Annotated in this window: 23 protein-coding genes; 17 read left to right on the plus strand and 6 right to left on the minus strand. The window is 73.5% G+C overall.

Annotated features, from left to right (window positions below; translation table 11 throughout):
- Nucleotides 1–201 precede the first annotated feature (201 nt).
- A complete protein-coding gene (locus tag STTU_RS17215) occupies nucleotides 202–915 on the plus strand; it encodes a GntR family transcriptional regulator (RefSeq protein WP_007825133.1) in 714 nt (237 codons plus the stop codon).
- A gap of 174 nt (nucleotides 916–1089) precedes the next feature.
- Nucleotides 1090–1740, plus strand: coding sequence for a hypothetical protein (locus STTU_RS17220; RefSeq protein WP_007825134.1), 651 nt, complete (start codon nucleotides 1090–1092; stop codon nucleotides 1738–1740).
- Nucleotides 1741–2452: 712 nt separating this feature from the next.
- On the opposite strand, the gene STTU_RS17225 is transcribed toward STTU_RS17220, so the two are convergent.
- On the minus strand, nucleotides 2453–3199 hold the full coding sequence (locus tag STTU_RS17225; RefSeq protein WP_007825135.1) for an SLATT domain-containing protein: 747 nt from the start codon (nucleotides 3197–3199) through the stop codon (nucleotides 2453–2455).
- 355 nt (nucleotides 3200–3554) lie between these two features.
- Here STTU_RS17225 and STTU_RS17230 point away from each other — a divergent pair, with 355 nt between their 5' ends.
- From STTU_RS17230 to STTU_RS17240, 3 genes are all read left to right on the plus strand, one after another.
- A complete protein-coding gene (locus tag STTU_RS17230) occupies nucleotides 3555–3893 on the plus strand; it encodes a YbaB/EbfC family nucleoid-associated protein (RefSeq protein WP_037932523.1) in 339 nt (112 codons plus the stop codon).
- A 303-nt stretch (nucleotides 3894–4196) separates the two neighbouring features.
- Nucleotides 4197–4796, plus strand: coding sequence for a recombination mediator RecR (gene recR / locus STTU_RS17235; protein WP_009067031.1), 600 nt, complete (start codon nucleotides 4197–4199; stop codon nucleotides 4794–4796).
- Nucleotides 4789–5475, plus strand: a complete 687-nt coding sequence (locus tag STTU_RS17240; RefSeq protein ID WP_009067030.1) for a DUF5063 domain-containing protein — start codon at nucleotides 4789–4791, stop codon at nucleotides 5473–5475. Before recR ends, STTU_RS17240 begins: the two co-directional genes overlap by 8 nt.
- 157 nt (nucleotides 5476–5632) lie before the next feature.
- Here the strand turns inward: STTU_RS17240 and STTU_RS17245 are convergent, their stop codons facing one another.
- Nucleotides 5633–6295 carry a TetR family transcriptional regulator gene (locus tag STTU_RS17245; RefSeq protein WP_043255498.1) on the minus strand — a complete coding sequence of 221 codons (663 nt, stop codon included), beginning with the start codon at nucleotides 6293–6295 and terminating at the stop codon, nucleotides 5633–5635.
- 121 nt (nucleotides 6296–6416) lie between these two features.
- On the opposite strand from STTU_RS17245, the gene STTU_RS17250 reads away from it, so the two are divergent.
- Nucleotides 6417–7544, plus strand: coding sequence for a hypothetical protein (locus tag STTU_RS17250; protein WP_007825140.1), 1128 nt, complete (start codon nucleotides 6417–6419; stop codon nucleotides 7542–7544).
- 293 nt (nucleotides 7545–7837) lie between these two features.
- On the opposite strand, the gene STTU_RS17255 is transcribed toward STTU_RS17250, so the two are convergent.
- Nucleotides 7838–8206, minus strand: a complete 369-nt coding sequence (locus STTU_RS17255; RefSeq protein ID WP_007825141.1) for a hypothetical protein — start codon at nucleotides 8204–8206, stop codon at nucleotides 7838–7840.
- Nucleotides 8207–8376: 170 nt separating this feature from the next.
- Here STTU_RS17255 and STTU_RS17260 point away from each other — a divergent pair, with 170 nt between their 5' ends.
- Nucleotides 8377–9231 carry a helix-turn-helix domain-containing protein gene (locus STTU_RS17260; RefSeq protein WP_043255501.1) on the plus strand — a complete coding sequence of 285 codons (855 nt, stop codon included), beginning with the start codon at nucleotides 8377–8379 and terminating at the stop codon, nucleotides 9229–9231.
- On the plus strand, nucleotides 9228–9440 hold the full coding sequence (locus tag STTU_RS17265; RefSeq protein WP_007825145.1) for a DUF397 domain-containing protein: 213 nt from the start codon (nucleotides 9228–9230) through the stop codon (nucleotides 9438–9440). Before STTU_RS17260 ends, STTU_RS17265 begins: the two co-directional genes overlap by 4 nt.
- Before the next feature lie 4 nt (nucleotides 9441–9444).
- On the opposite strand, the gene STTU_RS17270 is transcribed toward STTU_RS17265, so the two are convergent.
- The gene (locus tag STTU_RS17270) at nucleotides 9445–9822 is read right to left on the minus strand and encodes a MerR family transcriptional regulator (protein ID WP_007825146.1); all 378 of its coding nucleotides are present in this window, start codon (nucleotides 9820–9822) and stop codon (nucleotides 9445–9447) included.
- Between the two features lie 119 nt (nucleotides 9823–9941).
- Between STTU_RS17270 and STTU_RS17275 the strand changes: the two genes are divergently transcribed.
- Together STTU_RS17275 and STTU_RS17280 are read left to right on the plus strand one after the other, a co-directional pair.
- Nucleotides 9942–10658, plus strand: coding sequence for an SDR family oxidoreductase (locus tag STTU_RS17275; RefSeq protein ID WP_007825147.1), 717 nt, complete (start codon nucleotides 9942–9944; stop codon nucleotides 10656–10658).
- Nucleotides 10659–10717: 59 nt separating this feature from the next.
- Nucleotides 10718–11317 (plus strand): TlpA family protein disulfide reductase, encoded by a 600-nt coding sequence (locus STTU_RS17280; protein WP_007825148.1) that lies wholly within the window; start codon nucleotides 10718–10720, stop codon nucleotides 11315–11317.
- Between the two features lie 138 nt (nucleotides 11318–11455).
- Here the strand turns inward: STTU_RS17280 and STTU_RS17285 are convergent, their stop codons facing one another.
- On the minus strand, nucleotides 11456–12001 hold the full coding sequence (locus STTU_RS17285) for a MarR family winged helix-turn-helix transcriptional regulator (RefSeq protein ID WP_399047485.1): 546 nt from the start codon (nucleotides 11999–12001) through the stop codon (nucleotides 11456–11458).
- A 125-nt stretch (nucleotides 12002–12126) separates the two neighbouring features.
- Here STTU_RS17285 and STTU_RS17290 point away from each other — a divergent pair, with 125 nt between their 5' ends.
- Nucleotides 12127–13158, plus strand: coding sequence for an FAD-dependent monooxygenase (locus STTU_RS17290; protein WP_007825151.1), 1032 nt, complete (start codon nucleotides 12127–12129; stop codon nucleotides 13156–13158).
- Between the two features lie 79 nt (nucleotides 13159–13237).
- Here the strand turns inward: STTU_RS17290 and STTU_RS17295 are convergent, their stop codons facing one another.
- Entirely contained in the window at nucleotides 13238–13684 is a 447-nt protein-coding gene (locus tag STTU_RS17295; protein ID WP_007825152.1) for a PaaI family thioesterase, read from the minus strand.
- A 282-nt stretch (nucleotides 13685–13966) separates the two neighbouring features.
- Here STTU_RS17295 and hppD point away from each other — a divergent pair, with 282 nt between their 5' ends.
- From hppD to STTU_RS17325, 6 genes are all read left to right on the plus strand, one after another.
- Entirely contained in the window at nucleotides 13967–15172 is a 1206-nt protein-coding gene (hppD, locus tag STTU_RS17300) for a 4-hydroxyphenylpyruvate dioxygenase (RefSeq protein ID WP_007825153.1), read from the plus strand.
- 136 nt (nucleotides 15173–15308) lie between these two features.
- Nucleotides 15309–15689: an SRPBCC family protein gene (locus STTU_RS17305; RefSeq protein WP_007825154.1), complete on the plus strand. Its 381-nt coding sequence runs from the start codon at nucleotides 15309–15311 to the stop codon at nucleotides 15687–15689.
- A 193-nt stretch (nucleotides 15690–15882) separates the two neighbouring features.
- Nucleotides 15883–17151 carry an aspartate kinase gene (locus tag STTU_RS17310; protein ID WP_007825158.1) on the plus strand — a complete coding sequence of 423 codons (1269 nt, stop codon included), beginning with the start codon at nucleotides 15883–15885 and terminating at the stop codon, nucleotides 17149–17151.
- A 40-nt stretch (nucleotides 17152–17191) separates the two neighbouring features.
- The gene (locus tag STTU_RS17315) at nucleotides 17192–18271 is read left to right on the plus strand and encodes an aspartate-semialdehyde dehydrogenase (RefSeq protein ID WP_007825160.1); all 1080 of its coding nucleotides are present in this window, start codon (nucleotides 17192–17194) and stop codon (nucleotides 18269–18271) included.
- Nucleotides 18272–18705: 434 nt separating this feature from the next.
- Nucleotides 18706–19380, plus strand: coding sequence for a SigE family RNA polymerase sigma factor (locus STTU_RS17320; RefSeq protein ID WP_007825162.1), 675 nt, complete (start codon nucleotides 18706–18708; stop codon nucleotides 19378–19380).
- 551 nt (nucleotides 19381–19931) lie between these two features.
- Nucleotides 19932–20939, plus strand: a complete 1008-nt coding sequence (locus STTU_RS17325; RefSeq protein ID WP_043257500.1) for a hypothetical protein — start codon at nucleotides 19932–19934, stop codon at nucleotides 20937–20939.
- The last annotated feature ends 40 nt before the right edge of the window (nucleotides 20940–20979 follow it).

Raw genomic sequence — 20979 nt, forward strand, 5'->3', positions numbered from 1 at the left:
CGGCGGGGGTGGTCCGGAAGGGCTGCGGCGGCGGGTCCGGGGCGGTGCACGTGGTCCGGACCTGCCTTCCCGCCCCTCGTCTTCACCCCCCTGACCTCACTCGTTCCCATGTGAATTCCTTTCGGGCCGGTACGCGCGGGTAGGGTGACGGGCGTGTCATGGCAGGCTCCGGCAAGGGGGGCCGGGTGGGAAGGACGTGGGATGCGCGGTGAGGGCGCGGGGATCGTCACGCGCAGCACGCTGCGGCAGCAGATCGCGGACGCGCTGCGGGACGAGGTCCTCTCGGGGCGGCTCGCTCCCGGGCAGGAGTTCACCGTCAAGGAGATCGCCGAGGGCTTCGGGGTCTCCGCGACGCCCGTGCGCGAGGCGCTCGTGGACCTCTCCGCGCAGGGGCTGCTCGACTCCGTGCAGCACCGGGGCTTCCGCGTGCACACCTTCTCGCTCGACGACTTCCGCACCATGATCGAGGCCCGCTGCCTCGTCTCGGACGCCGTCTTCGGCGGGATAGCCGCCGAGGCGCTGCTCGCGGGGGCGCCGGGCGTGCTCGCCTCCGTACGGCGCAGGGGCGAGGAGGCGCAGCGCGCGGCGGCGGCCGGGGACCTCAACGTGCTCATCGGCTACGACCTGCGGTTCTGGCGCGAGCTGAGCGCCGTCTTCGGGAACGCGTACCTCACCGACTTCCTGCACCGCCTGCGCGTGCAGTCCTGGGTCAGCACCGTGCCCTTCCTGCGCCGCCAGGACGACCTGCGCGGGCTCCTGTGGACGGGACACGGGCACCTCGTCGAGACGCTGCTCGGCGGGGACGCCCAGGCGGCCCGCGCGATCATCACGACCTACAACGAGGAGTCGCTGCGGCTCGTCGAGGCGCTCGCGAGCGGCGGCACGGGCAACGGGGTGCGGACGCAGGGGTTCTGAGGGCGCATCGCGGGGGGTACGGGTGCGGTACGGGGTCCGTACGGGCCGGTGCGTCGCCGGTACGGGGCTCTGCGTCGCCGGTACGGGCCGATCGCGGGACCCGGGGCACGGGGCGGCCCGTACCGCACTACGCTTGCGGGACCCGCCCGCCCGTGGAGAGCGAGGAGACGTCTCTTGGCCTGTGACCTGTGGCTCGTCCCCCTGGTCGACGTGCTGTGCCACAGCCCCGACAACCCCTTCGCCGAGGAGATCGCGCGGTACGACAAGGCGCTCGGCGAGGCGGGGCTGCCGCCGGTCCCGGTGTACGCGTACATGCCGGGCCTGAGCGGGGACGTCGCCCCCGTCGCGGGCTTCGACTACGAGGCGCTGCACTTCCTGCGCCGCGCCTACCTGCTCAAGCTGTGCGGGCTCGCGGTGACACCGGTCGACGAACTCGGCGGCGACTACGAGCAGTTGCTGGAGATGTTCGAGGAGGCGGCGCAGCAGTCGCACCTCGTGTGGCACTACGACCACGCGGGGGCGTACGTGCCGCTCGACTTCCCCGCCCCGCTGGCGGACGACGAACTCCTCGCGGGCGGCGGCCCCTTGGGCTCGGCGCACGGGCTGCTCCGCGAACTGGAACTGGTCGCGCCCGACTTGGGCATCAACCCGGCCAACCCCCCGGCCCCGCCCCCGCCGCCCCCGGGCCCGACGGACCTGGAGGAGCCGGCCGCGCCCCCACCCCCGGACGACAGCCCCTTCGCGCGCGAACGCCACGTGTGGCTGGGGCTGCACGCGGCGGCGACGAGGAGCTTGGCGCAGGGGGCGATGATCGTCTTCAGCTGACCCCCTCGCAGGGGCGGCCAGGGCGGGCCACCCACCCCCGGGGGCTCCGCCCCCGGCCCCCGTTCCGGGGGCTGCGCCCCCGGGCCCTGTTCCGGGGCTGAGCCCCCGGGTCCCGCTTTATGGCTGCGCCCCCGGGCCCTCGTTCGGGGGATGCGCCCCCGGGCCCCGGTTCCGGGGCTGCGCCCCGGGCCCTGCTTGGGGGCTGTGCCCCGGGTCCCCGTTCGGGGGCTGTGCCCCGGGCCCCCTGTTCCGGGGTTGCGCCACCGGGCCCTGCTTGGGGCTGTGCCTCGGGCTCTGGTTGGGGGCTGCGCCTCGGGCCCGTTGTGGGGCTGTGTCTCCGGGCCCCGCTTTGGGGCTGCGCTCCCGGGCCCCTGCTCCAGGGCCGTGCCCCGGAGCCCCGTTTTGGGGCTGTGCTCCGGCCCCCCGCCTGGGGACTGCGCCCTCGGCCCCCCGTTTTGGGGCTGTGCCCCGGCCCCCGTTTCGGGGCTGCGTCCCGTCCCCGGCCCCTCGCTTGGGAGCTATGCCCCGGCCCCCGTTTCGGGGCTGCGTCCCGTCCCCGGCCCCTCGCTTGGGAGCTATGCCCCGGCCCCCGTTTCGGGGCTGTGCCCCCGCCCCTCGCTTCCGGGCTGCCCCGCCCCCGCTTCCGGGCTGTGCCCGCCGCCTCCGGTCAGGGGTTGCGTTGTTGTCGTGGTGGGGGAGTGGGGGCCGGTTTTTATCTTGGTTCCGGGGGGCGTTGTCGCGGCATGTTCGGCCTTGCTCCCGGGGGGAGTGGGAAGCGGCCCTGGGGCAGGGGGTCCGGGCGGCCCGGCAGGGGGACCGCGCCCGAGGCCGACTGCGTGGCGAGCGGGGTCGGGCCCGTACCGAACTCGACCATCCAGTCCGCCGTTTCCGCCCGCACCAGCTCCGTCACGTCCTCCGTGAAGCGCCGCAGGACCGACAGGCACCGCTCCGTCGCCTCGGAGGCCGTGCCCTCCGCCGGGCCCAGGACCTCCCGGACGCTCTCCGACGCCCAGTCGAACTGGAGGATCTGGAGCCTGCGCTGCACCGCCTGCGCCGTCGCCACATCCCGCATCCACCCCGAGCCGAGCCCGAGGTACCTGTCGAGCCCCACGCACCCCGCCGCGAGCAACAGCGCCAGGTACCCCCACGGCGCGAGCCCCGTCAGCGCCCCCGCGAGGTCGAGGATCGGCAGCGCCGCCCCCGCCATCACCCCGAGCGCGGCGGCGAGGCGGAGCAGCCGGGCCAGGCGCCGCTTCCAGTAGCGGTCGTGCAGGTACCACTCGGCCGTCGCGAGCGCCCCCGCCTCCACCCACTGGTACAGCTCGTCGAGCCGCTCGGCGGGCTCGCCCCAGTCCCCGAGCGGGAAGGGCCGCCCGGTCAGGTCGGGGCGGGCGGCCGTGGGGCCCCCTCGCCCGGCCCGCCGCGCTCGGGGGTCCTGGGGGGGACCCTCGGGCTGCATGTCCGGCTGACTCACCCGTCCACTCCCTCTGCCTGCGGTACCGCTCCGCGTTCCGCGGGCGATTGGTGCGATTGGTGCAAGGCTCCTTCCTACCGCCGGGCGAGTGGCGAGGAGCGCCGATTCAAACCTTTTCCGCCCGGACGAGCGGTCTGGTCAGGTATAGGACCGTGTCCGGGATCACTCGAAAGAGTGCCGGGGCACGGGGCACGCTGCTCACGTAGGCTCGACGCGGGTGGAATCGACGGCGGTGGTACGCGGATCGCGCGAGCGCCGTACGAGTCCGCCCTGCCAGCCGTACGACCCCGTACGGGCCGTGCGACCGTGCGGCCCGACCCAGCAGCCAGGAGAGCTGATCGTGATTCCCGGTGGTGGCCAGCCCAATATGCAGCAGCTGCTCCAGCAGGCCCAGAAGATGCAGCAGGACCTCGCCCGCGCCCAGGAGGAGCTGGCGGCGACCGAGGTCGACGGGCAGGCGGGCGGCGGCCTCGTGAAGGCCACGGTCAACGGCTCCGGCGAGCTGAAGGGCCTGGTCATCGACCCCAAGGCGGTCGACCCGGAGGACACCGAGACCCTGGCGGACCTCGTCGTCGCCGCAGTCCAGGCGGCGAACGAGAACGCGCAGCAGCTCCAGCAGCAGAAGCTCGGCCCGCTGGCCCAGGGCCTCGGCGGCGGCATCCCCGGCCTGCCCTTCTGAACCGGCCGAACCCGGGGGGACCCGGGGGAATCCGGGGGGAACCCGGGGGAACGCTGACCCGGGGGAACGCCGCATCCGGCTGAACCCGGGAAACGCCGGACCCGGCTGAACCCGGCGAAACATCGGGGGGAATTCAGGGATGCCCCTGAGGTCCCCTCAGGGGTCCACCCCGAAGGAACCCGGATCTTCACCGAAGCGGGTTCCCCCGGCCCTCCGGGCCCCCTACCGTGAGACACGACCGTCCGTTCCGGACCGGCGCGCGACCACCGCGTGCCCCGGCGCGGACACAGGAAAGGCGATCCGTTGTACGAAGGCGTGGTCCAGGACCTCATCGACGAACTGGGCAGGCTCCCCGGCGTCGGTCCCAAGAGTGCGCAGCGGATCGCCTTCCACATCCTCCAGACCGAGCCGGCCGACGTGCGCCGGCTCGCGAACGCGTTGATGGAGGTGAAGGCGAAGGTCCGCTTCTGCGCGGTCTGCGGGAACGTGGCCCAGGAGGAGCACTGCAACATCTGCCGCGACCCGCGCCGCGATCCCGCCGTCATCTGCGTCGTGGAGGAGCCGAAGGACGTCGTCGCGATCGAGCGGACGCGAGAGTTCCGGGGCAGGTACCACGTGCTCGGCGGGGCGATCAGCCCCATCGAGGGTGTCGGCCCCGACGATCTGCGCATCCGCGAACTGCTCGCCCGCCTCGCCGACGGCACGGTGACCGAGCTGATCCTCGCGACGGACCCGAACCTGGAGGGCGAGGCCACGGCGACGTACCTCGCCCGCATGATCAAGCCCATGGGCCTGCGCGTCACACGGCTGGCGAGCGGCCTCCCGGTCGGCGGTGACCTGGAGTACGCGGACGAGGTCACGCTCGGCCGGGCCTTCGAAGGGAGACGACTCCTCGATGTCTGAGACCACGAGCAGGCCGGAAGCCGGCGCGCCCCTCGCACAGGCGGTGCGCGCGGACGGCTCCGACCCCGCCGACTTCTCCACGCAGATCGCCGACCAGATCGAGAGCTTCCTCCTCGCGGTCACCGAGATCGCCAAGGGCGACGACCCGGACAGCGCCGTCCCCTACCTCCTCCTGGAGGTCTCGCAGCTCCTGCTCGCGGGCGGTCGCCTCGGCGCGTACGAGGACATCCTTCCCGACGAGCGGTACGAGCCCGATCTCGGCGACGAGCCGGACAGCGACCCGCTCCGCGAGGGCCTGGCCGCGCTCCTCGACCCGGTCGACGTGTACTCCGAGGTCTTCGACCCGTACGAGCCCCGCAAGGCCCCCGTCGCGCACCGCCTCTCCGACGACCTCTCGGGCATCGTCACCGAGCTGCGCCACGGCCTCGCGCACTACCGCGCGGGGCGGGTCTCCGAGGCGCTGTGGTGGTGGCAGTTCTCGTACTTCACCAACTGGGGTCCGAGCGCGTCCGCCGCCCTGCGCGCCCTCCAGTCCCTCGTCGCCCACGTCCGCCTCGACCAGCCCCTCACCCCGCTCGACGGCCTCGACACGGACCAGGAGCTGGACGGCGAGGACGAGTTGGCGGAGGAGGCGGGCCGCGTGATGCGCGCCGAGATCCTGGGCCGCGAGGCACGCTGAGCGCTCGGGACGGCGGACGTGCCGGGGGCGTGAGGCCGCTGCCGAGGCGGGGCGGACCCTGGGCGGGACGGGGCCCGTGCCGCCCAGGGCCCGTGCGGGACGGGGCTCCGTGTGCGGGCGGGCCACCTGCTTGAGGGGCCCTGTACGAGGCGCGCCCTCAGACCCCGCCGTCCCCGCTCCCGCCGCCGCCCCTGTCCCCGCCCTCGCCCCCGTCCACGATCGCCTGCACCGCCGCCCCGTACCACCGCACCACCGACTCCGTGTCCGCCGAGGCGAGCGGTTCGAGCAGCATCACGTACCGCATGAGCGACAGGCCGATGAGCTGGGTCGCGACGAGTGAGGTGCGCAGCTTCACGTCCGCGCCGCCGAGGGCCGGTACGAGGGTGCGCGCGAGCACCCCGCCCGCGACCTCGCGCAGCCGCGCGCCCGCGTCGCCGTGGACGGCCGCGGAGCGGACCATCGCCATGAGCGCGGGGCGCGAGACCGCGTCCTCCCACACCGAGAGGTGCGCGCGCACGAGGCGTTCGCCGACGCCCTCGCGCGGGCCCGCGGCGGCCTCGCCGAGCGCGTTCCAGAGGCGTTCCGGCAGTTCGAGCGCCTTGACGAAGAGGTTCGCCTTCGAGCCGTAGAAGTGATGCACGAGCGCCTGGTCGACGCCCGCCGTCTCGGCGATCCACCGCAGGCTCGTGCCGTCGAAACCGCGCTCGGCGAAGCAGGCGCGGGCCGCGTCGAGGATCGCCGCGCGCGTACGGGTCTCGCCGGGCCTGCGCCCCCCGGCGTGCTTGCCCTGCCCCGTACCGGTCTCCGCGTCCTCAGCCATTCCTCCATCATGCCTCCCGCGCCGCACCGCTCCGGCGCCGTAACTCATCTCACGATGAACTCAGCGTGCGATGAGTTGTACAGTGACGGCGACCCACCACGTCCGAGAGAGGAGGGTCGCCATGTCGACGTCCGACGCCACCGCCGCCCCCACCGAGACCACAGGGAACACCGGGAACACCGGGACAACCGAGGTCACCGGGACCGCCGATGTCACCGCGGCCACCGCGGCCACCGCGGCCACCGGGACCACGGCAGCGACCCCACCGCCCGCGCCCGGCGGCACGAAGGGCACCCGCCGTATCGCCGCCGTCGTCGTCGGCCTCGCGGCGGCGATCACGCTCCTGCTGTGCGCCTTCGGCCTGCCCTCCGCCCACGGCGGCCCGCACCACGCCCCGCTCGGCGTCAGCGGGCCGCGGCAGGCGGTGGCAGGGGTGCGGGAGCGACTGCCGCAGGAGCAGTGGGACGTGAAGACGTACGCGAACGCGCACGCGCTCACCGAGGCGATCCACGACCGCGACGTGGTCGGCGGCCTCGCGCTCGGCGCGGACGGGGTCGACGTGTACACCGCGTCGGCGGGCGGCCAGCAGATCAGCACGGCGATCAGCGGCCTCGGCACGGGTCTCGCGGATCAGCGGCACGTGAAGGCGACGACGCACGAGGTCGTCGGTTTCGGCGCGGACGACCCGCACGGCACGGGCCTCGGCGCGCTCGCGCTGCCGCTGATGTTCGGCGGCATCCTGCCGGTCCTGATCCTGGCGCTCGTGGCGCCGGGGGCGGCGACGCTGCGCGCCCGGCTCGGCGGAGTGATCGCCTTCGCGCTCGTCGCGGCGGCGGGGGTGACGGCGGTGCTCCACTTCGCCACGGGCACGATCGACGGCGAGTACGCGCGGACCTGGCTCGGCCTCGCCTTCGGGATGCTCGCGCTGGGCCTGCCCTTCCTCGGCCTCCAGTCCCTCTTCGGCCAGCGCGGCTTCCTGGGCCTGGCGGTCGCGATGATGTTCCTCGGCAACCCGCTCTCGGGCCTCGCGACGGGCCCGTACTGGCTCCCGGACGGCTGGTCGACGCTCGGCCGGCTTCTCCCGATGGGCGCCGCGGGCTCCCTCCTGCGCGCGGACGCCTTCTTCGACGGCACGGGAGCGGGCGCCCCGCTCGCGGTACTCGGCACCTGGTCGGCGGCGGGCCTGGCGATGGTGCTGGTGGCGCTGCGGCGCGCGGGACGAGGGGAGGAGGCGCGGGTAGGCGGGTGACGAGGCGCTGGCGTTTCGGGTGCCCCGGGTGCCGGACGAGACGCCGGTCCCCACGGCCATCGCGGCCCTCGTGAGTCACGCCCCGGTGCTCGCCCCCTGCGAGCCCACTACGGCCCCTGCGAGCCCACTACGGCCCGCTGCGAGCGCAATACGAGCCCCCTATGACCCCCCTACGGCCCACCACGAGCCCCCGACGAGGCTCTGCTCCTCGACGGCCCCAGAGCGATGCCGACCGCGATCCCCACGTCCGGCCGAAGGCCGGAGCGGCCGTGCTCGCGTGCTGGGCGCGCCGTTCACCTCTCGGCCGGTTGCGCGATTCTCCGTGTCGTGGTGGCGAGGCGGCGGTCGAGGAGGGGCAGCGGCTGCACGGGGTGGACGGTCCAGGTCCACAGGGCCGCGGGGCCGCCGAGCCGCAGCGCGTACGGGAGCCCCGCCCGCAGCGAACGCCGGTCCGCCTCCGTGCGCCGCCAGTGGTCCCCGAGCCACGACCAGGCCCGGTCGAACTCCTCGGCCGCCAGCTCCGCGACGACGTCCCGCACGCCCTCGCGCACCCACTCCAGCGCCTCCCCCGGCGTCAGCGCGAGAATCCCGCGCGGGGCCGAAGGCGCCGGCGTCCGCTCGCACCGGCACCAGTACCGGAGGGGAAGAGTGGCGGCCGGCATGAACCCTCCAGCGGTGCGGGCGAGTTGGCGGAACGGGGAGGCTTCCGCGCTTACGAGAGTGGACCGTACCCATTCCCGGAGGCAAGTTATTCCGCCGCACTCATCACTCAAAGGGATGAGTTGGCCACGGGACCTTGTGGCCCTGTGAAACAGCACCTCATCATGTCGCCATGGCTCAGAGCGACATGCCGACGATGCGCAGCCGCCGCCTAGGCGCCGAACTCCGCCGCCTCCGCCTGGAGGCCGGGCTGAAGGTCAACGACGTGGCCACGGCCCTGGAATGCGGCCAGCCCAAGATCAGCCAGATCGAGAACGGAAAACGCGGAATACGGCCACTCGACCTGACGACGTTCTTCAATCTGGTCGGCGTGGAGGACGAGCAATACCGCAATAACGTTCGGAGGCTGGCGAAGCAGATCCACAAGCGGGACTGGTGGTCGGGGGAGGGGCCGTTGCTCTACGACACCCTCAAGGACTTCCTGACCCTGGAGGCGGACTCGGAGCAGATGCGCTCCTTCGAGTCCAGCGTCCTGCCCGGCCTGCTCCAGACCGAGCCGTACATGCGGCAGATCTTCGCGGCGAACGACCGGCCGGTCAGGGTGGACGACCTCGTGCGGGTGCGCCTGAAGCGGCAGGAGCGTCTGGACGAGGACGTGGACTTCCGCTTCCGCGCGGTCGTCGACGTGTCGGTACTGCACCGCATCGCGGGCGACCGTGAACTCGTCCTCGGTCAGTTGGCGCATCTCGTCGAAGCCGCCGGCCGTCCCCGCGTCACCCTCCAGATCCTCCCGCTCGAAGCGTCGCTCCCGATGAACCAGCGCGTCCCGTACAACATCTTCAGTCAACGCGGCGAACCGCCCGTCGACGTCGTGTGGTTGGAGCACATGACCGGTGGTAGCTTGCTCGAACGCCGGTCCGACGTCGAGCTGTACCGCTCCTCGTGGGACGAGCTGACAGCGGCGGCCCTGTCCCCCTCGGCTTCGCGGCGCTACCTGCAGGACATGATCGAGGAACGTGAGCGATGACGCGGGAATCCCGCCCGGCGGCCCCTGCGACCGCACTGGACGGCCTTGCCTGGCACAAGAGCACGTACAGCGGCGCTGACAACGGCTGCGTCGAGCACGCCGCCACCCCCGCCGGCACCGCCGCCGTCCGCGACACCAAGGACCGCCGCCGCGGCACCCTCCTCTTCTCCGCCGCCACCTGGACCCGCTTCCTCCGCGCCACCGTCTAGGGGCTCACACGCGCGCCGGGGCGGCCCGGTCCTCCGTGAGGCCCGCGCGGCGGACGTGTTCCATGACGTCGTCGAGCTGGTCGCGGGCGCGGGTCAGTTCGTCGATGCGCCGCTGGATGGACGCGCGCTCGTGGCGGATCTTCTCGTACATGTCCCGTGTCGCGTGGCCCGTGGCGACGCAGGGGAGGAGGGCGAGGATCGTGCGGCTGGGGAGCCCGGCCGCGTAGAGGAGCTGGATGAGCTGGACGCGGCCGAGCGCCTCCTCCGCGTAGACGCGCTGGCCGCCGGGGGTGCGGGTGGACTCCAGGAGGCCCTGCTGCTCGTAGTAGCGCAGCGAGCGCACGCTCACCTCGGCGCGTTTCGCCAGTTCGCCGATCTTCATCGGGTGGCTCCCGTCACATCGGGCCGGTACGGCTTGTCTCTGACATTGGTGTCAGGTTCTAGCGTAGTCGGTGACCCCGGAAGACGGGGTTTTTCCCGATTCGTCCCAGGAGACGTGCCATGGAAATCGCCGGACAGACCGCCTTCGTCACGGGTGCCAACCGCGGGATCGGCCGCCGTTTCGTCGAGGAACTGCTCGCCCGCGGCGTCCGCCAGGTCTACGCGGGCGTGCGCGACCCGGAGCGCGCGGACGAGGCGCTGCGCGCGGACCCGCGCGTGACGCTCGTACGGCTCGACATCACCGACCGCGCCTCGGTCGAGGCGGCGGCGCGGCAGGCCGGGGACGTGGCACTGCTCGTCAACAACGCCGGTATCAGTGTGAGCGCGCCGCTGCTCGACGGTCCGCTCGACACCACCCGGCGCACTCTCGACACCAACCTCTACGGCGCGCTCGACATGACCCGCGCCTTCGCCCCCGCGCTCCGCGCGCACCGGGGCGCGCTGGTCAACATCCTGTCGGCGCTCTCCTGGTTCACGGTCCCCGGCTCGGGCGCGTACGCGGTCTCGAAGGCCGGGGCGTGGGCCATGACCAACACGCTCCGTATCGAACTCGCCCCCGCGGGCGTCCTCGTCCAGGGGGTCCACCTCGGCGCCGCCGACACCGACATGATGGGCGACTACGAGGGCCCGAAGATCGACCCGGCCGAGGTCGCGCGCCAGAGCCTCGACGGCGTCGAGAAGGGGGAGATCGAGATCCTGGCCGACGACTGGAGCCGCACGGTGAAGGCCGCGCTGCCCGGCGAGCCGAACGCGGTGCTCAGCCACCTGCTGGGGTGACGGCCCGGACGTGACGGCCCGGCAGAAGTCCCCCGCCGGGCGCGGCATAGCCTGGCGCCATGCGGCTTCGAGGGATACGGGTGCGGGGGAAGAGGCGCGTGGCGCGGGTGATCGTCGCGGCGGGCGCGCTGGTGCTCGCCGGGTGCGGGACGGGCGGCGCGGGGGACGGCGCGGGAGGCGGGGGCGGGGCGGTCCGCGAGCCGCTGGCGCTCGTGCCGCGCGCGGAGCGCAAGGCTTTGCCGGACCTGGCGGGCAAGGGGCTCGACGGGAAGCGGGTCGCGCTGTCACGGTTCGCGGGGCAGGTCGTGCTCGTCAACGGCTGGCAGTCGACGTGCGGGCCGTGCCGCGCCGAGATGCCGCGGCTGGTACGGGTCCAGAAGCGGTACGCGGACCGGGGCCTGCGCGTCCTGGGCTACAACGCGGAGGCCAACGAGGGCGCGGCGCGGGCCTTCGTCGCGCGGTACGGCGTGACGTACCCCGTCCTGTACGACCCCTCGGGGCACGAGCTGCTGCGGATTCCGAAGGGTGTCGTCAACCCGCAGTTCGTGCCGTTCACCTTCCTGGTGGACAAGAAGGGCAGGGTGGCGGCGTCCATGGCGGGCGCGGTCTCCGAACGGCGGGCGGGCGCCGTGGTGGGGGAGCTGCTCGCCGAGGAGTGAAGAGGCGTGGAGGGGCGCGGCGGAGGCGAGCCGCGTGACGGCCGTGCGGCGCCGGGTCGCCGTCCAGGGGGCTCGGCCTGGACGGCGAGGTGCGGCGACGCGTCCCGGCGGGGGCGCCGGTCGAGTGGCCCGCAGGGCCTAGCCCTCCGGTTCCTCGTCGAGGCGGGCGATGCGGTCGGTGACGTCGTTCGCGAGGCGGGTCAGGAGGCGGGTCAGCTCGCTGCGGTCCTGCGCGGGCCAGTCGGCGAGGACGTCGGTGAACCAGGAGAAGAGGGAGGCGCCGTAGCGCTCGATGCCCTCGCGGCCCCTCGGGGTCAGCTCGATGAGGCTCGCGCGGCGGTCCTCGGGGTCGGTGACGCGGTGCACGAGGCCGCGCTTCTCCAGTACCTGCACGTGCCGTGTGACGTGCGGGCCCACGACCGCCATGCGCTCGGCGATCTCACCGATGCGCAGGGCGCGGTCGGCGGTACGGAGACTGAAGAGCACGCCCATCGCGGGCTTGTCGAGGTGCAGCCCGGACGCCTCGGCGGCCCGCTCGGGGAGCCTGCCCTTCGTGAAGGCCGCGTTGAGCTGCGTGAACCTCGGCAGTGCCGAGAGGAAGCCGGAGATGGCGTCGGGCTGGGGAGGGCCCGCGCACCTGTCCGTTCCGGTCGCGGCGGGCGCCCCGGGGGACTCGGGGGTCATGATCGCCTCCATTTGCATACCTGAGTTACGTATCTATAGTGTGGGGAGGCCGACGAGGCAGCGGTCCCGTGCGGCTTTCATAAGGATACCTAAGGTACGTATCTTCTGTCGGAAGGGTGCGCCTCATGCATGCGCCGTCCTCTCCCCGTCGTGTCCTCGTCTCCGGCGCGGGCGTCGCCGGGTCCGCGCTCGCCCACCGGCTCGACCGCCAGGGCTTCGACGTCACCGTGGTCGAGAAGGCCGCCTCCGCCCCCGCGCCCGGTCGCGGGCACGCGGTCGCGCTCGGCGAAGCGGCGCGCGAGGTCGCGGACCGCATGGGCCTGCTCCCCGCCCTGCGCGCCGCGCACGTCGGGCGGCGGCTGACGACGCGCCTGGACGCGGCGGGCGAGGTGCGCGAGTCGGTACGGGGCGCGGACGACGCGCTCCGGGTCCGGCGCGGTGACCTCCTCGCCGCGCTGCGCGCCCCGCTCGAAGGCCGGGTCGAGTTCCTGACCGGCGACTCGGTCGCGACGCTTGACGACGACGGGGACGCGGTCCATGTCGCCTTCGACAGCGGCGGCTTCCGCACGTACGACCTCGTGATCGGGGCGGAGGGGCCGCACTCCAACACGCGGCGCCTCGTCTTCGGCCCCGAGCGCCCTTTCCACCACTACCACGGCCAGGTCTTCGCCGGTTTCTCGCTCCCGAACGACTTCGGGCTCGCGCACGAGACGGTGGTCTGGGAGGCCCCCGGGCGCCGCGCGAGCCTCACCGCGTACGGGCCCGGCGAGCCCGCCCACGCGTGCCTCACCCTCACCCGCGAGGACCCGCCCTACACGGTGTTCGGCGACCCGTGGGCCCAACGCGAACTGGTGCGCGGCTACTTCCCCGAACAGGTGTGGCAACTGCCCGTTCTGGTGCGGGAGATGTGGCGGGCCCAGGACCTGCACGTCGATGTCGTGGGCGAGATACGGATACGGGCGTGGTCGCACGAGCGGGTCGCGCTCGTGGGGGACGCGGCGTGGGGCGGCTCGCTGCTCGCGGGGGAGGGGGCGGGGAAGGCGCTGGTGGGTGCGTACGTACTGGGGGAGGAGCTGGGGGCGGGGGGTCCGCACGGTGGGGCGTTCGCCCGGTACGAGGAGCTTTTGCGCGGGGGCGCGGAGAAGGTGCCGCTCTAGCGGGCGGGCCTCAGCGGCTAGGGGGGTGGGCCCTGGGTCGGGCGAGCCTCGCCGGGAGGGGCTGGGTGCGGGCGGTCCCTCACGCCGAGGGGCTCGCGTCCGGGGTGTGTGCGGACACGATCGTGCCCTGGGCCACCGCCACCAGGTTCTGCTTTCCGTCCTCCTCCACCGACCACACCTCGCAGCGGCACACCGCCTGTCGGCGCGTCGTCGCCACCGCCTCCGCGCGGGCCGTGACGGTCGGACCCGTCGCCGGGCGGACGTAGTTGACCTTGAACTCGGCCGTCAGGGCGTCGCCGCCGAGGGCGAGGCCGCCCGCGAAGGTGAGGGCGTTGTCGGCGAGGTAGCTGAGGACGCCGCCGTGCACGAATCCGTGCTGCTGCCGCAGGTCGGGACGGTTGGCGATCCGGATCTCGGCCGCTCCGGGCGAGGCCGAGACCAGTTCGGCGCCGAGGAAGCGCGTGAAGGGCTGCGCGGCGAAGACGCGGCGGGCGAACTCTTCGGGCGAGGGGGCGTCTTCGGTCATGGCGCCAAGATAGCGGCGGGCGGAACCGGCGCCCCGTCGTCCGCCGCCCCACGCCTGGCCCGCCCCCGCGCCTGGCCCGCCCCGCACCGGGCCTGGCCGGTCCATGCCCCGCGCCTGCCCCACCCCGCCCCGTCCCTGTTCCGCTAAGTGCACACGTCCGGCAGGTTTGAGTGGACACTTTGTCCGTCCCCGACCCCCGGCGACTGGGCAAGGTGAACAGGGTGCCCACTCGTGGGCGCGTCCTCTTGCCGAGGCCCCCGCGCGGGGGCTGTCCTGGCCCGTATGAGCATCCAGGACACCCTCACCGACCAGGAACGACTGGCCGAACTCGACCTCCCCCAACTGCGCAAGCTCGTCGGGCTCGTGGAGTACGACGACAACGCCGACCCGTTCCCGGTCACCGGGTGGGACGCCATCGTGTGGGCGGTCGGGAACGCGAGCCAGGCCGCGCACTACTACCAGTCCGCCTACGGCATGGAGCTGGAGGCGTACTCGGGGCCCGAGACGGGCAACCGCGACCACCACTCGTACGTGCTGCGCAGCGGCGCCATCCGCTTCGTGTTCAACGGTGCCGTCGACCCCGCGAGCCCCGTCGCCGACCACCAGCGCGCGCACGGCGACGGCGTCACCGACATCGCGCTCGAAGTGCCGGACGTCGACCGCTGTGTCGCCCACGCCCGCGCGCAGGGCGCCCGCGTGCTCGAAGAACCGCACGACGTCACCGACGAGCACGGCACCGTGCGGGTCGCCGCGATCGCCGCGTACGGCGACACGCGGCACAGCCTCGTGGACCGCTCCGGCTACCACGGCCCGTACCTGCCCGGGTACGTCGCCCGCACCTCCACCCACGTGCGGCGCCCCGGGGCGCCGAAGCGCGTCTTCCAGGCGCTCGACCACGTCGTGGGCAACGTCGAACTCGGCCGCATGGACGAGTGGGTCGACTTCTACAACCGCATCATGGGCTTCACCAACATGGCCGAGTTCATCGGCGACGACATCGCCACCGAGTACTCCGCGCTCATGAGCAAGGTCGTCGCCAACGGCAACCACCGCGTGAAGTTCCCGCTCAACGAGCCGGCGCCCGGCAAGAAGAAGTCGCAGATCGACGAGTACCTGGAGTTCTACGGGGGCGCGGGCGCCCAGCACCTCGCGCTCGCGACCAACGACATCATCGCCTCCGTCGACGCGATGCGCGCCGAGGGCGTCGAGTTCCTGGACACCCCCGACTCCTACTACGAGGACCCCGCGCTGCGCGCCCGCATCGGTGAAGTACGGGTGCCGATCGAGGAGTTGCAGAAGCGCGGCATCCTCGTGGACCGCGACGAGGACGGCTATCTGCTCCAGATCTTCACGAAGCCGCTCGGCGACCGGCCGACGCTGTTCTTCGAGATGATCGAGCGGCACGGGTCCCTCGGGTTCGGGAAGGGCAACTTCCAGGCGCTTTTCGAGGCGATCGAGCGCGAGCAGGAGCGGAGGGGGAACTTTTAGGGGGACCGTTCGGCGCTTGCCGGGGCGGGGCCCGTGGGGCTCCGCCCCGGGCCCGTTCGTGGGGCTCCGCCCCACACCCCGCTCAAACGCCGGAGGGGCTCCGTGAGGGTGGCGCCTCGGGCCTCATAGTGGCCCCATGCGCCGCACCCTGCACCGCTCCGGTCCCGCCTCCGCCGCCCTCGTCGCCGAGCGCTACGCCGACTTCGCCCGCTGGCCCGAGTGGTCCCCGCAGATCCGGGGCGTCGAGACGGAGGGCGAACGGCTCGCCAGCGGGGCCACCGGGACGGTGCGCGGGCCGCTCGGGGTACGGGTCCGCTTCCGCGTGGAGCAAGTGGCGGGCGCGGACTGGTCGTGGGTGGTCCGGCTGGGGCCCGTACGGCTGCGCCTCGAACACGGCGTACGGGCGCTGCGCGGCGGCGGCTCGGTGACGCGCCTCGCGCTCGCGGGCCCCGCTCCGTACGTCCTCGCCTACGAGCCGCCGGCCCGTCTCGCGCTCGCCCGCCTCGTACGGGAGTGAGCCGCGCACGTGACCTGTCCCACAATCCGAGTGCCCCGCACGGGCCTGGGCAAGGTCGGTAGGGAGTGGCACCGGGTGCCGCGTGCGGCTCGGTGGCTGTGCAGGACGTCTCAGCAGCCGATACGTACCGGGCGAAAACCGGCCGCTCGCTAAACTGAGCCGATCGCAGGACTGACTATCGAGGAGCGCGCACGTGGGCCTTGTCGTGCAGAAGTACGGAGGCTCATCCGTTGCCGATGCCGAAGGCATCAAGCGGGTCGCCAAGCGGATCGTGGAAGCCAAGAAGAACGGCCATCAGGTCGTTGTCGTGGTGTCCGCGATGGGTGACACGACGGACGAGTTGATCGATCTCGCGGAACAGGTGTCCCCGATGCCTCCCGGCCGCGAGATGGACATGCTGCTGACCGCGGGAGAGCGGATCTCCATGGCGCTGCTCGCCATGGCGATCAAAAACCTGGGGCACGAGGCGCAGTCCTTCACAGGCAGCCAGGCCGGGGTGATCACCGACAGCTCCCACGGCAAGGCGCGCATCATCGACGTCACGCCCGGCCGTATCCGTACGGCCGTGGACGAGGGCAACATCGCCATCGTGGCCGGTTTCCAGGGCGTGTCCCAGGAGAAGAAGGACATCACCACGCTGGGCCGCGGCGGCTCGGACACGACCGCCGTCGCGCTCGCGGCGGCGCTCGACGCCGAAGTCTGCGAGATCTACACGGACGTCGACGGCGTGTTCACCGCCGACCCGCGGGTGGTGAAGAAGGCCCGCAAGATCGACCACATCGGCTACGAGGACATGCTGGAGCTGGCAAGCTCCGGGTCGAAGGTGCTGCTCCACCGCTGCGTGGAGTACGCCCGCCGGTACGACATCCCGATCCACGTCCGCTCCTCCTTCTCGGGGCTCCAGGGCACGTGGGTCGGCCGAACGCAGGGGAACGAAGCCATGGAGCAGGCACTCATCTCCGGGGTGGCGCACGACACCTCCGAGGCGAAGATCACCGTCGTCGGGGTGCCGGACAAGCCGGGCGAGGCCGCCGCGATCTTCCGCGCGATCGCGGGCGCCGAGGTCAACATCGACATGGTGGTGCAGAACGTCTCCGCCGCCTCCACGGGCCTCACCGACATCTCCTTCACCCTCCCCAAGTCCGAGGGCCGCAAGGCGGTCGACGCCCTGGAGAAGCTCAAGGCCACCGTCGCCTTCGAGTCGCTGCGCTACGACGACCAGATCGCGAAGATCTCCCTCGTCGGCGCCGGCATGAAGACCAACCCGGGCGTCACGGCGACCTTCTTCGAGGCGCTGAGCCGCGCGAACGTCAACATCGAGCTGATCTCGACCTCCGAGATCCGCATCTCGGTCGTGACGCGCGCCGACGACGTCAACGAGGCGGTACGCGCCGTGCACACCGCCTTCGGTCTCGACAGCGACAGCGACGAGGCCGTGGTCTACGGGGGCACCGGGCGATGACCCACCCGCACGGGCCGCACGGCGCACGCACGGAGGTGCCGTGACCGGGCGGCCCGTGCTCGCCGTGGTCGGCGCCACCGGAATCGCCGGTGGCGCCGTTCTCGGCATCCTCAGCCAGCACGCCGACATCTGGGGCGAGATCCGTCTCGTCGCCTCCGCCCGCTCCGCCGGGCGCGTCCTGAGCGTGCGCGGCACGCCCAACCGGGTCCACGCGCTGGAGCCCGGCGTCTTCGACGGCGTCGACCTCGCGCTCTTCCTCGTGCCCGAGGACGTCGCGGAGAAGTGGGCGCCGCGCGCCGTCGAGGCGGGCGCCGTCGTCGTCGACACCTCCCCGGCCTTCCGCACCGATCCCGACGTGCCGCTCGTCGTGCCCGAGGTCAACCCGCACGCGGTACGCGCCAGGCCGCGCGGCATCGTCGCCGCGCCCCAGTGCACGACCCTCGCCATGATCGTCGCGCTCGGCGCGCTGCACGCCGAGTTCTGCCTCACGGGCCTCGTCGTCTCCACGTACGAGGCCGTCAGCGCGGCGGGACGCGCGGGCACCGAGGCCCTGTGGGGCCAGCTCGGGACGCTCGTCGCCGAGGAACGGCGCGCGAGCGGCGCGGGCACCCCCGCCCCCGGTACGGCGCCGGGCGACGTACGCCGCGTGCTCGGCCGGGACAGCGGGCCCTTCCCCGACCCCGTCGCGCTCAACGTCGTGCCCTGGACCGGCGCGTACGCCGCCGACGGGTGGACCACGACCGAGCGGATGCTCCGCGACGAGCCCCGCCGCGTCCTCGGCCTCCCCGGGCTCCCCGTCTCCGCGACCTGCGTGCGCGTCCCCGTCGTCACGACCCACTCGCTCACCGTCCACGCCCGCTTCGAGCACGCCGTCTCGGCCGGGCGTGCCCGCGAGATCCTCGCCACGGCACCCGGTGTCGTCCTCATCGACGACCCCGAGCACGGCGAGTACCCGACGCCCGTGGACGCGGCGGGGACCGATCCGGCGTGGGTCGGGCGCGTGCGCGCGGACGCCGACGACCCGCACGCGCTCGACTTCTTCGTGTGCGCCGACAATGTGCGCAAGGGAAGAGCGCTCAACGCGGTGCAGATCGCCGAGCTGGTCGTGGGAGCCCGCTGACGGGACCCGCTGACGGGACCCGCTGACGGGGCGTGAGCGGGGGCTGTGCAGGGCGAACGCGCGGGGAGACGCGGGGCGTGCGCGCGCGGGGCGTACGTCCCCCTCCTCCCGAAATATGGGCCCGCTGTGACGAATTTGTGATGTTCCCGTGTGCAACTGTGCCCCGGTCGCCCTTGTGCCGCCTCGCCTCCACAACGGACGATGCGAGTCCGTCCCCCCGCAACCGCGCACGGTGGACCCGACGTCTCCCCCCACACCAGGAACGCCGCACGGTCCCCACGACGCGAGGGGCGCACGGGGGCGCGAGCACGGGGGTGTTCCGACACGGGGAGGAAGAAGCGGGTGCGGGTGAGGGTGAGGGGGGCGGAAGGGGCCGGTCCGCGGCGTCTCGGATCGCCGTACAACCCCGAGGGGGTCAGCGGTGTCAAACAACCGTGGCTGAGGTTCTCGAATTCACGACGGCGCGCGTGGCGCCCCTCCCGCTGCGTCCCCCGGGACGCCGCAGGCCGGTCCGCGCCCCCGGCACCATGCCGGTGATCGCGCCGATGCCCCTGACCAGGCCCTCCGTTCCGCGGCAGCGGGCCGCTGACGAGACGGACGCGGAGGCCCCGGCGGTCGGTACGACCGTCGACCACCTCACCGAGACGTACCGCGCCCACTACCGCTCGCTGCTCGGCCTCGCCGCGCTCCTCCTGGACGACACCGCCTCGTGCGAGGACGTCGTGCAGGAGGCGTTCATCCGCGTGCACTCGGCGCGCAAGCGGGTCCGTGATCCCGAGAAGACCCTCGCCTACCTGCGCCAGACCGTCGTGAACCTCTCGCGGTCCACGCTGCGCCGCCGCATCCTCGGCCTCAAGCTCCTCTCGAAGCCGATGCCGGACATGGCGAGCGCGGAGGAGGGGGCGTACGACCTCCTGGAGCGGGACGACCTCATCAAGGCCATGCGCGGGCTCCAGCGCAGGCAGCGGGAGGTGCTCGTGCTGCGGTACTTCGCCGATATGACGGAGGCGCAGGTCGCCGAGACGCTCGGCGTCTCGGTCGGCTCCGTGAAGGCGTACGGCTCGCGCGGCATCGCCGCGCTGCGCGTCGCGATGGGAGCCGTGACGTGACGGCGGGCGACGGCACACGGCGGGACGGGGCCCAGCGGGACGCGGGCCGGAAGGACGGGGCTCGGAGGGATGGGGCTCGGGATGAGAAGGGCGCGGCGGTGAGCGGCGGCAGGACACCGGGGGCGGCAGGAGCTTCGGGGGCGCCGGGGGAGGGGGAGACGCGGGAGATCCCGGCGCTTCCCGAGGAAGCCGGGCCGGCGGACGCGGTGGCGGCTGATCCGGGGGCGGCGGCACCGGGACCGGTGGATTCGACGGGTGCGGGTGCGGGATCGGCGGACGTGGGGGCGGCGGAGCGTCCTTCGGCGGCGGATTCCCCGGCGGCGGACGGGTCCTCAGAGGGCAGGTCCCGGGCGGAGGCGGCTTCGGTCGACGACTCCCCGGCCGACGCGTCCTCAGCCGACGGGTCTCCGGCCGGTGCGTCCCCTTCCGACGACTCCCCCGCGGACCCCACCCGCGCGAACTCCTCTCCCGCGGACCCCACCCCCCCGAACTCCGCCCCCGCGGACCCCGCTTCGCCCGATTCCTCCTTCGGTGAGGACGAATTGCGCGCGTTGTTCCACGGTGCGGTGGACGGGCTCGCGCCCGGTGAGGGGACGCTCGACCGGCTCCAGGCCGCCGTGCCCGCCCGCCGGGCCCGCAAGCGGCAGACGCTCGTCGGGGTCGCGGCGGCCGTGATCCTCCTCGGCACGGCGATCCCCGCGGCCGTCCACGTCGCGGCGGCGCCCGGCCACGAGGCCGACCCGGCGATGGCGGGCAGCAGCCAGGACGCGCACACCCCGACCTCGGCCGAGACGAAGCGGCCCAAGAGCCCCGAGCACGTGGAGGGCGGCGGCCGGAGCGCGTCGCCGCACTCCTCCGCGAGCGGCGGGCACCGGGGCGGCGCGAGCGGTTCGCCGGACCCGGAGACGCACTCCTCCGCCGGTACGGTCCTCGCCGAGGCCCCCCGCTGCGAGCCCACCCAGCTCGGCGACGCTGCCGCCGACCGGGGCACCCCGGCCGCCGACGGCACCGTCTACGGCAGCTTCCGCGTCGCGAACATCTCCGGCGAGAAGTGTGCCGTCACCTCGCCGGGCCAGGTGCAGGTCGCGGTCGTGGGCGGCACGTCCCGTACGACCGTGCCCGTCGTCCAGCACCAGGACGGCGACGCGGCCGGCGGACTCCCCGGCACCTCGCAGTCGGTGCGGGCGCTGCTGCTCGACCCGGGTCAGTCGTACGAGGTGCGGTTCGCGTTCGTACCGGACAGCACGTGTCCGACCGGCGGACCGACGCAGGGCCCCGGCGACCCCGACCCCTCGTCGCCGCCCCCGGTCGAGACGTCCCAGCCCCCCGCCGAGAGCGGCGGCTCGGGCGCGGGCTCGACGCCCGACAACTCGGCGGCGCTCGACCAGACCACGACCCAGTTCACCCGGAGCGTCCCGCTCGACGACACCCCCGCGACCGGCACGGTCGAGGTCACCCACAACGCGGCCCCGGGCGGCCCCGTCACCAACACGACGATCCCGGAGTCCTGCCCCGGCACGGTCTACCGCACGGGCCTCCTCCCGGCGAACGGCGGCTGAGGGACGGCTGACGCACGGCGGCCCCGGGCGCGGCGGCCCC

The organism is Streptomyces sp. Tu6071 (genome assembly GCF_000213055.1).
Lineage (GTDB): Bacteria > Actinomycetota > Actinomycetes > Streptomycetales > Streptomycetaceae > Streptomyces > Streptomyces evansiae.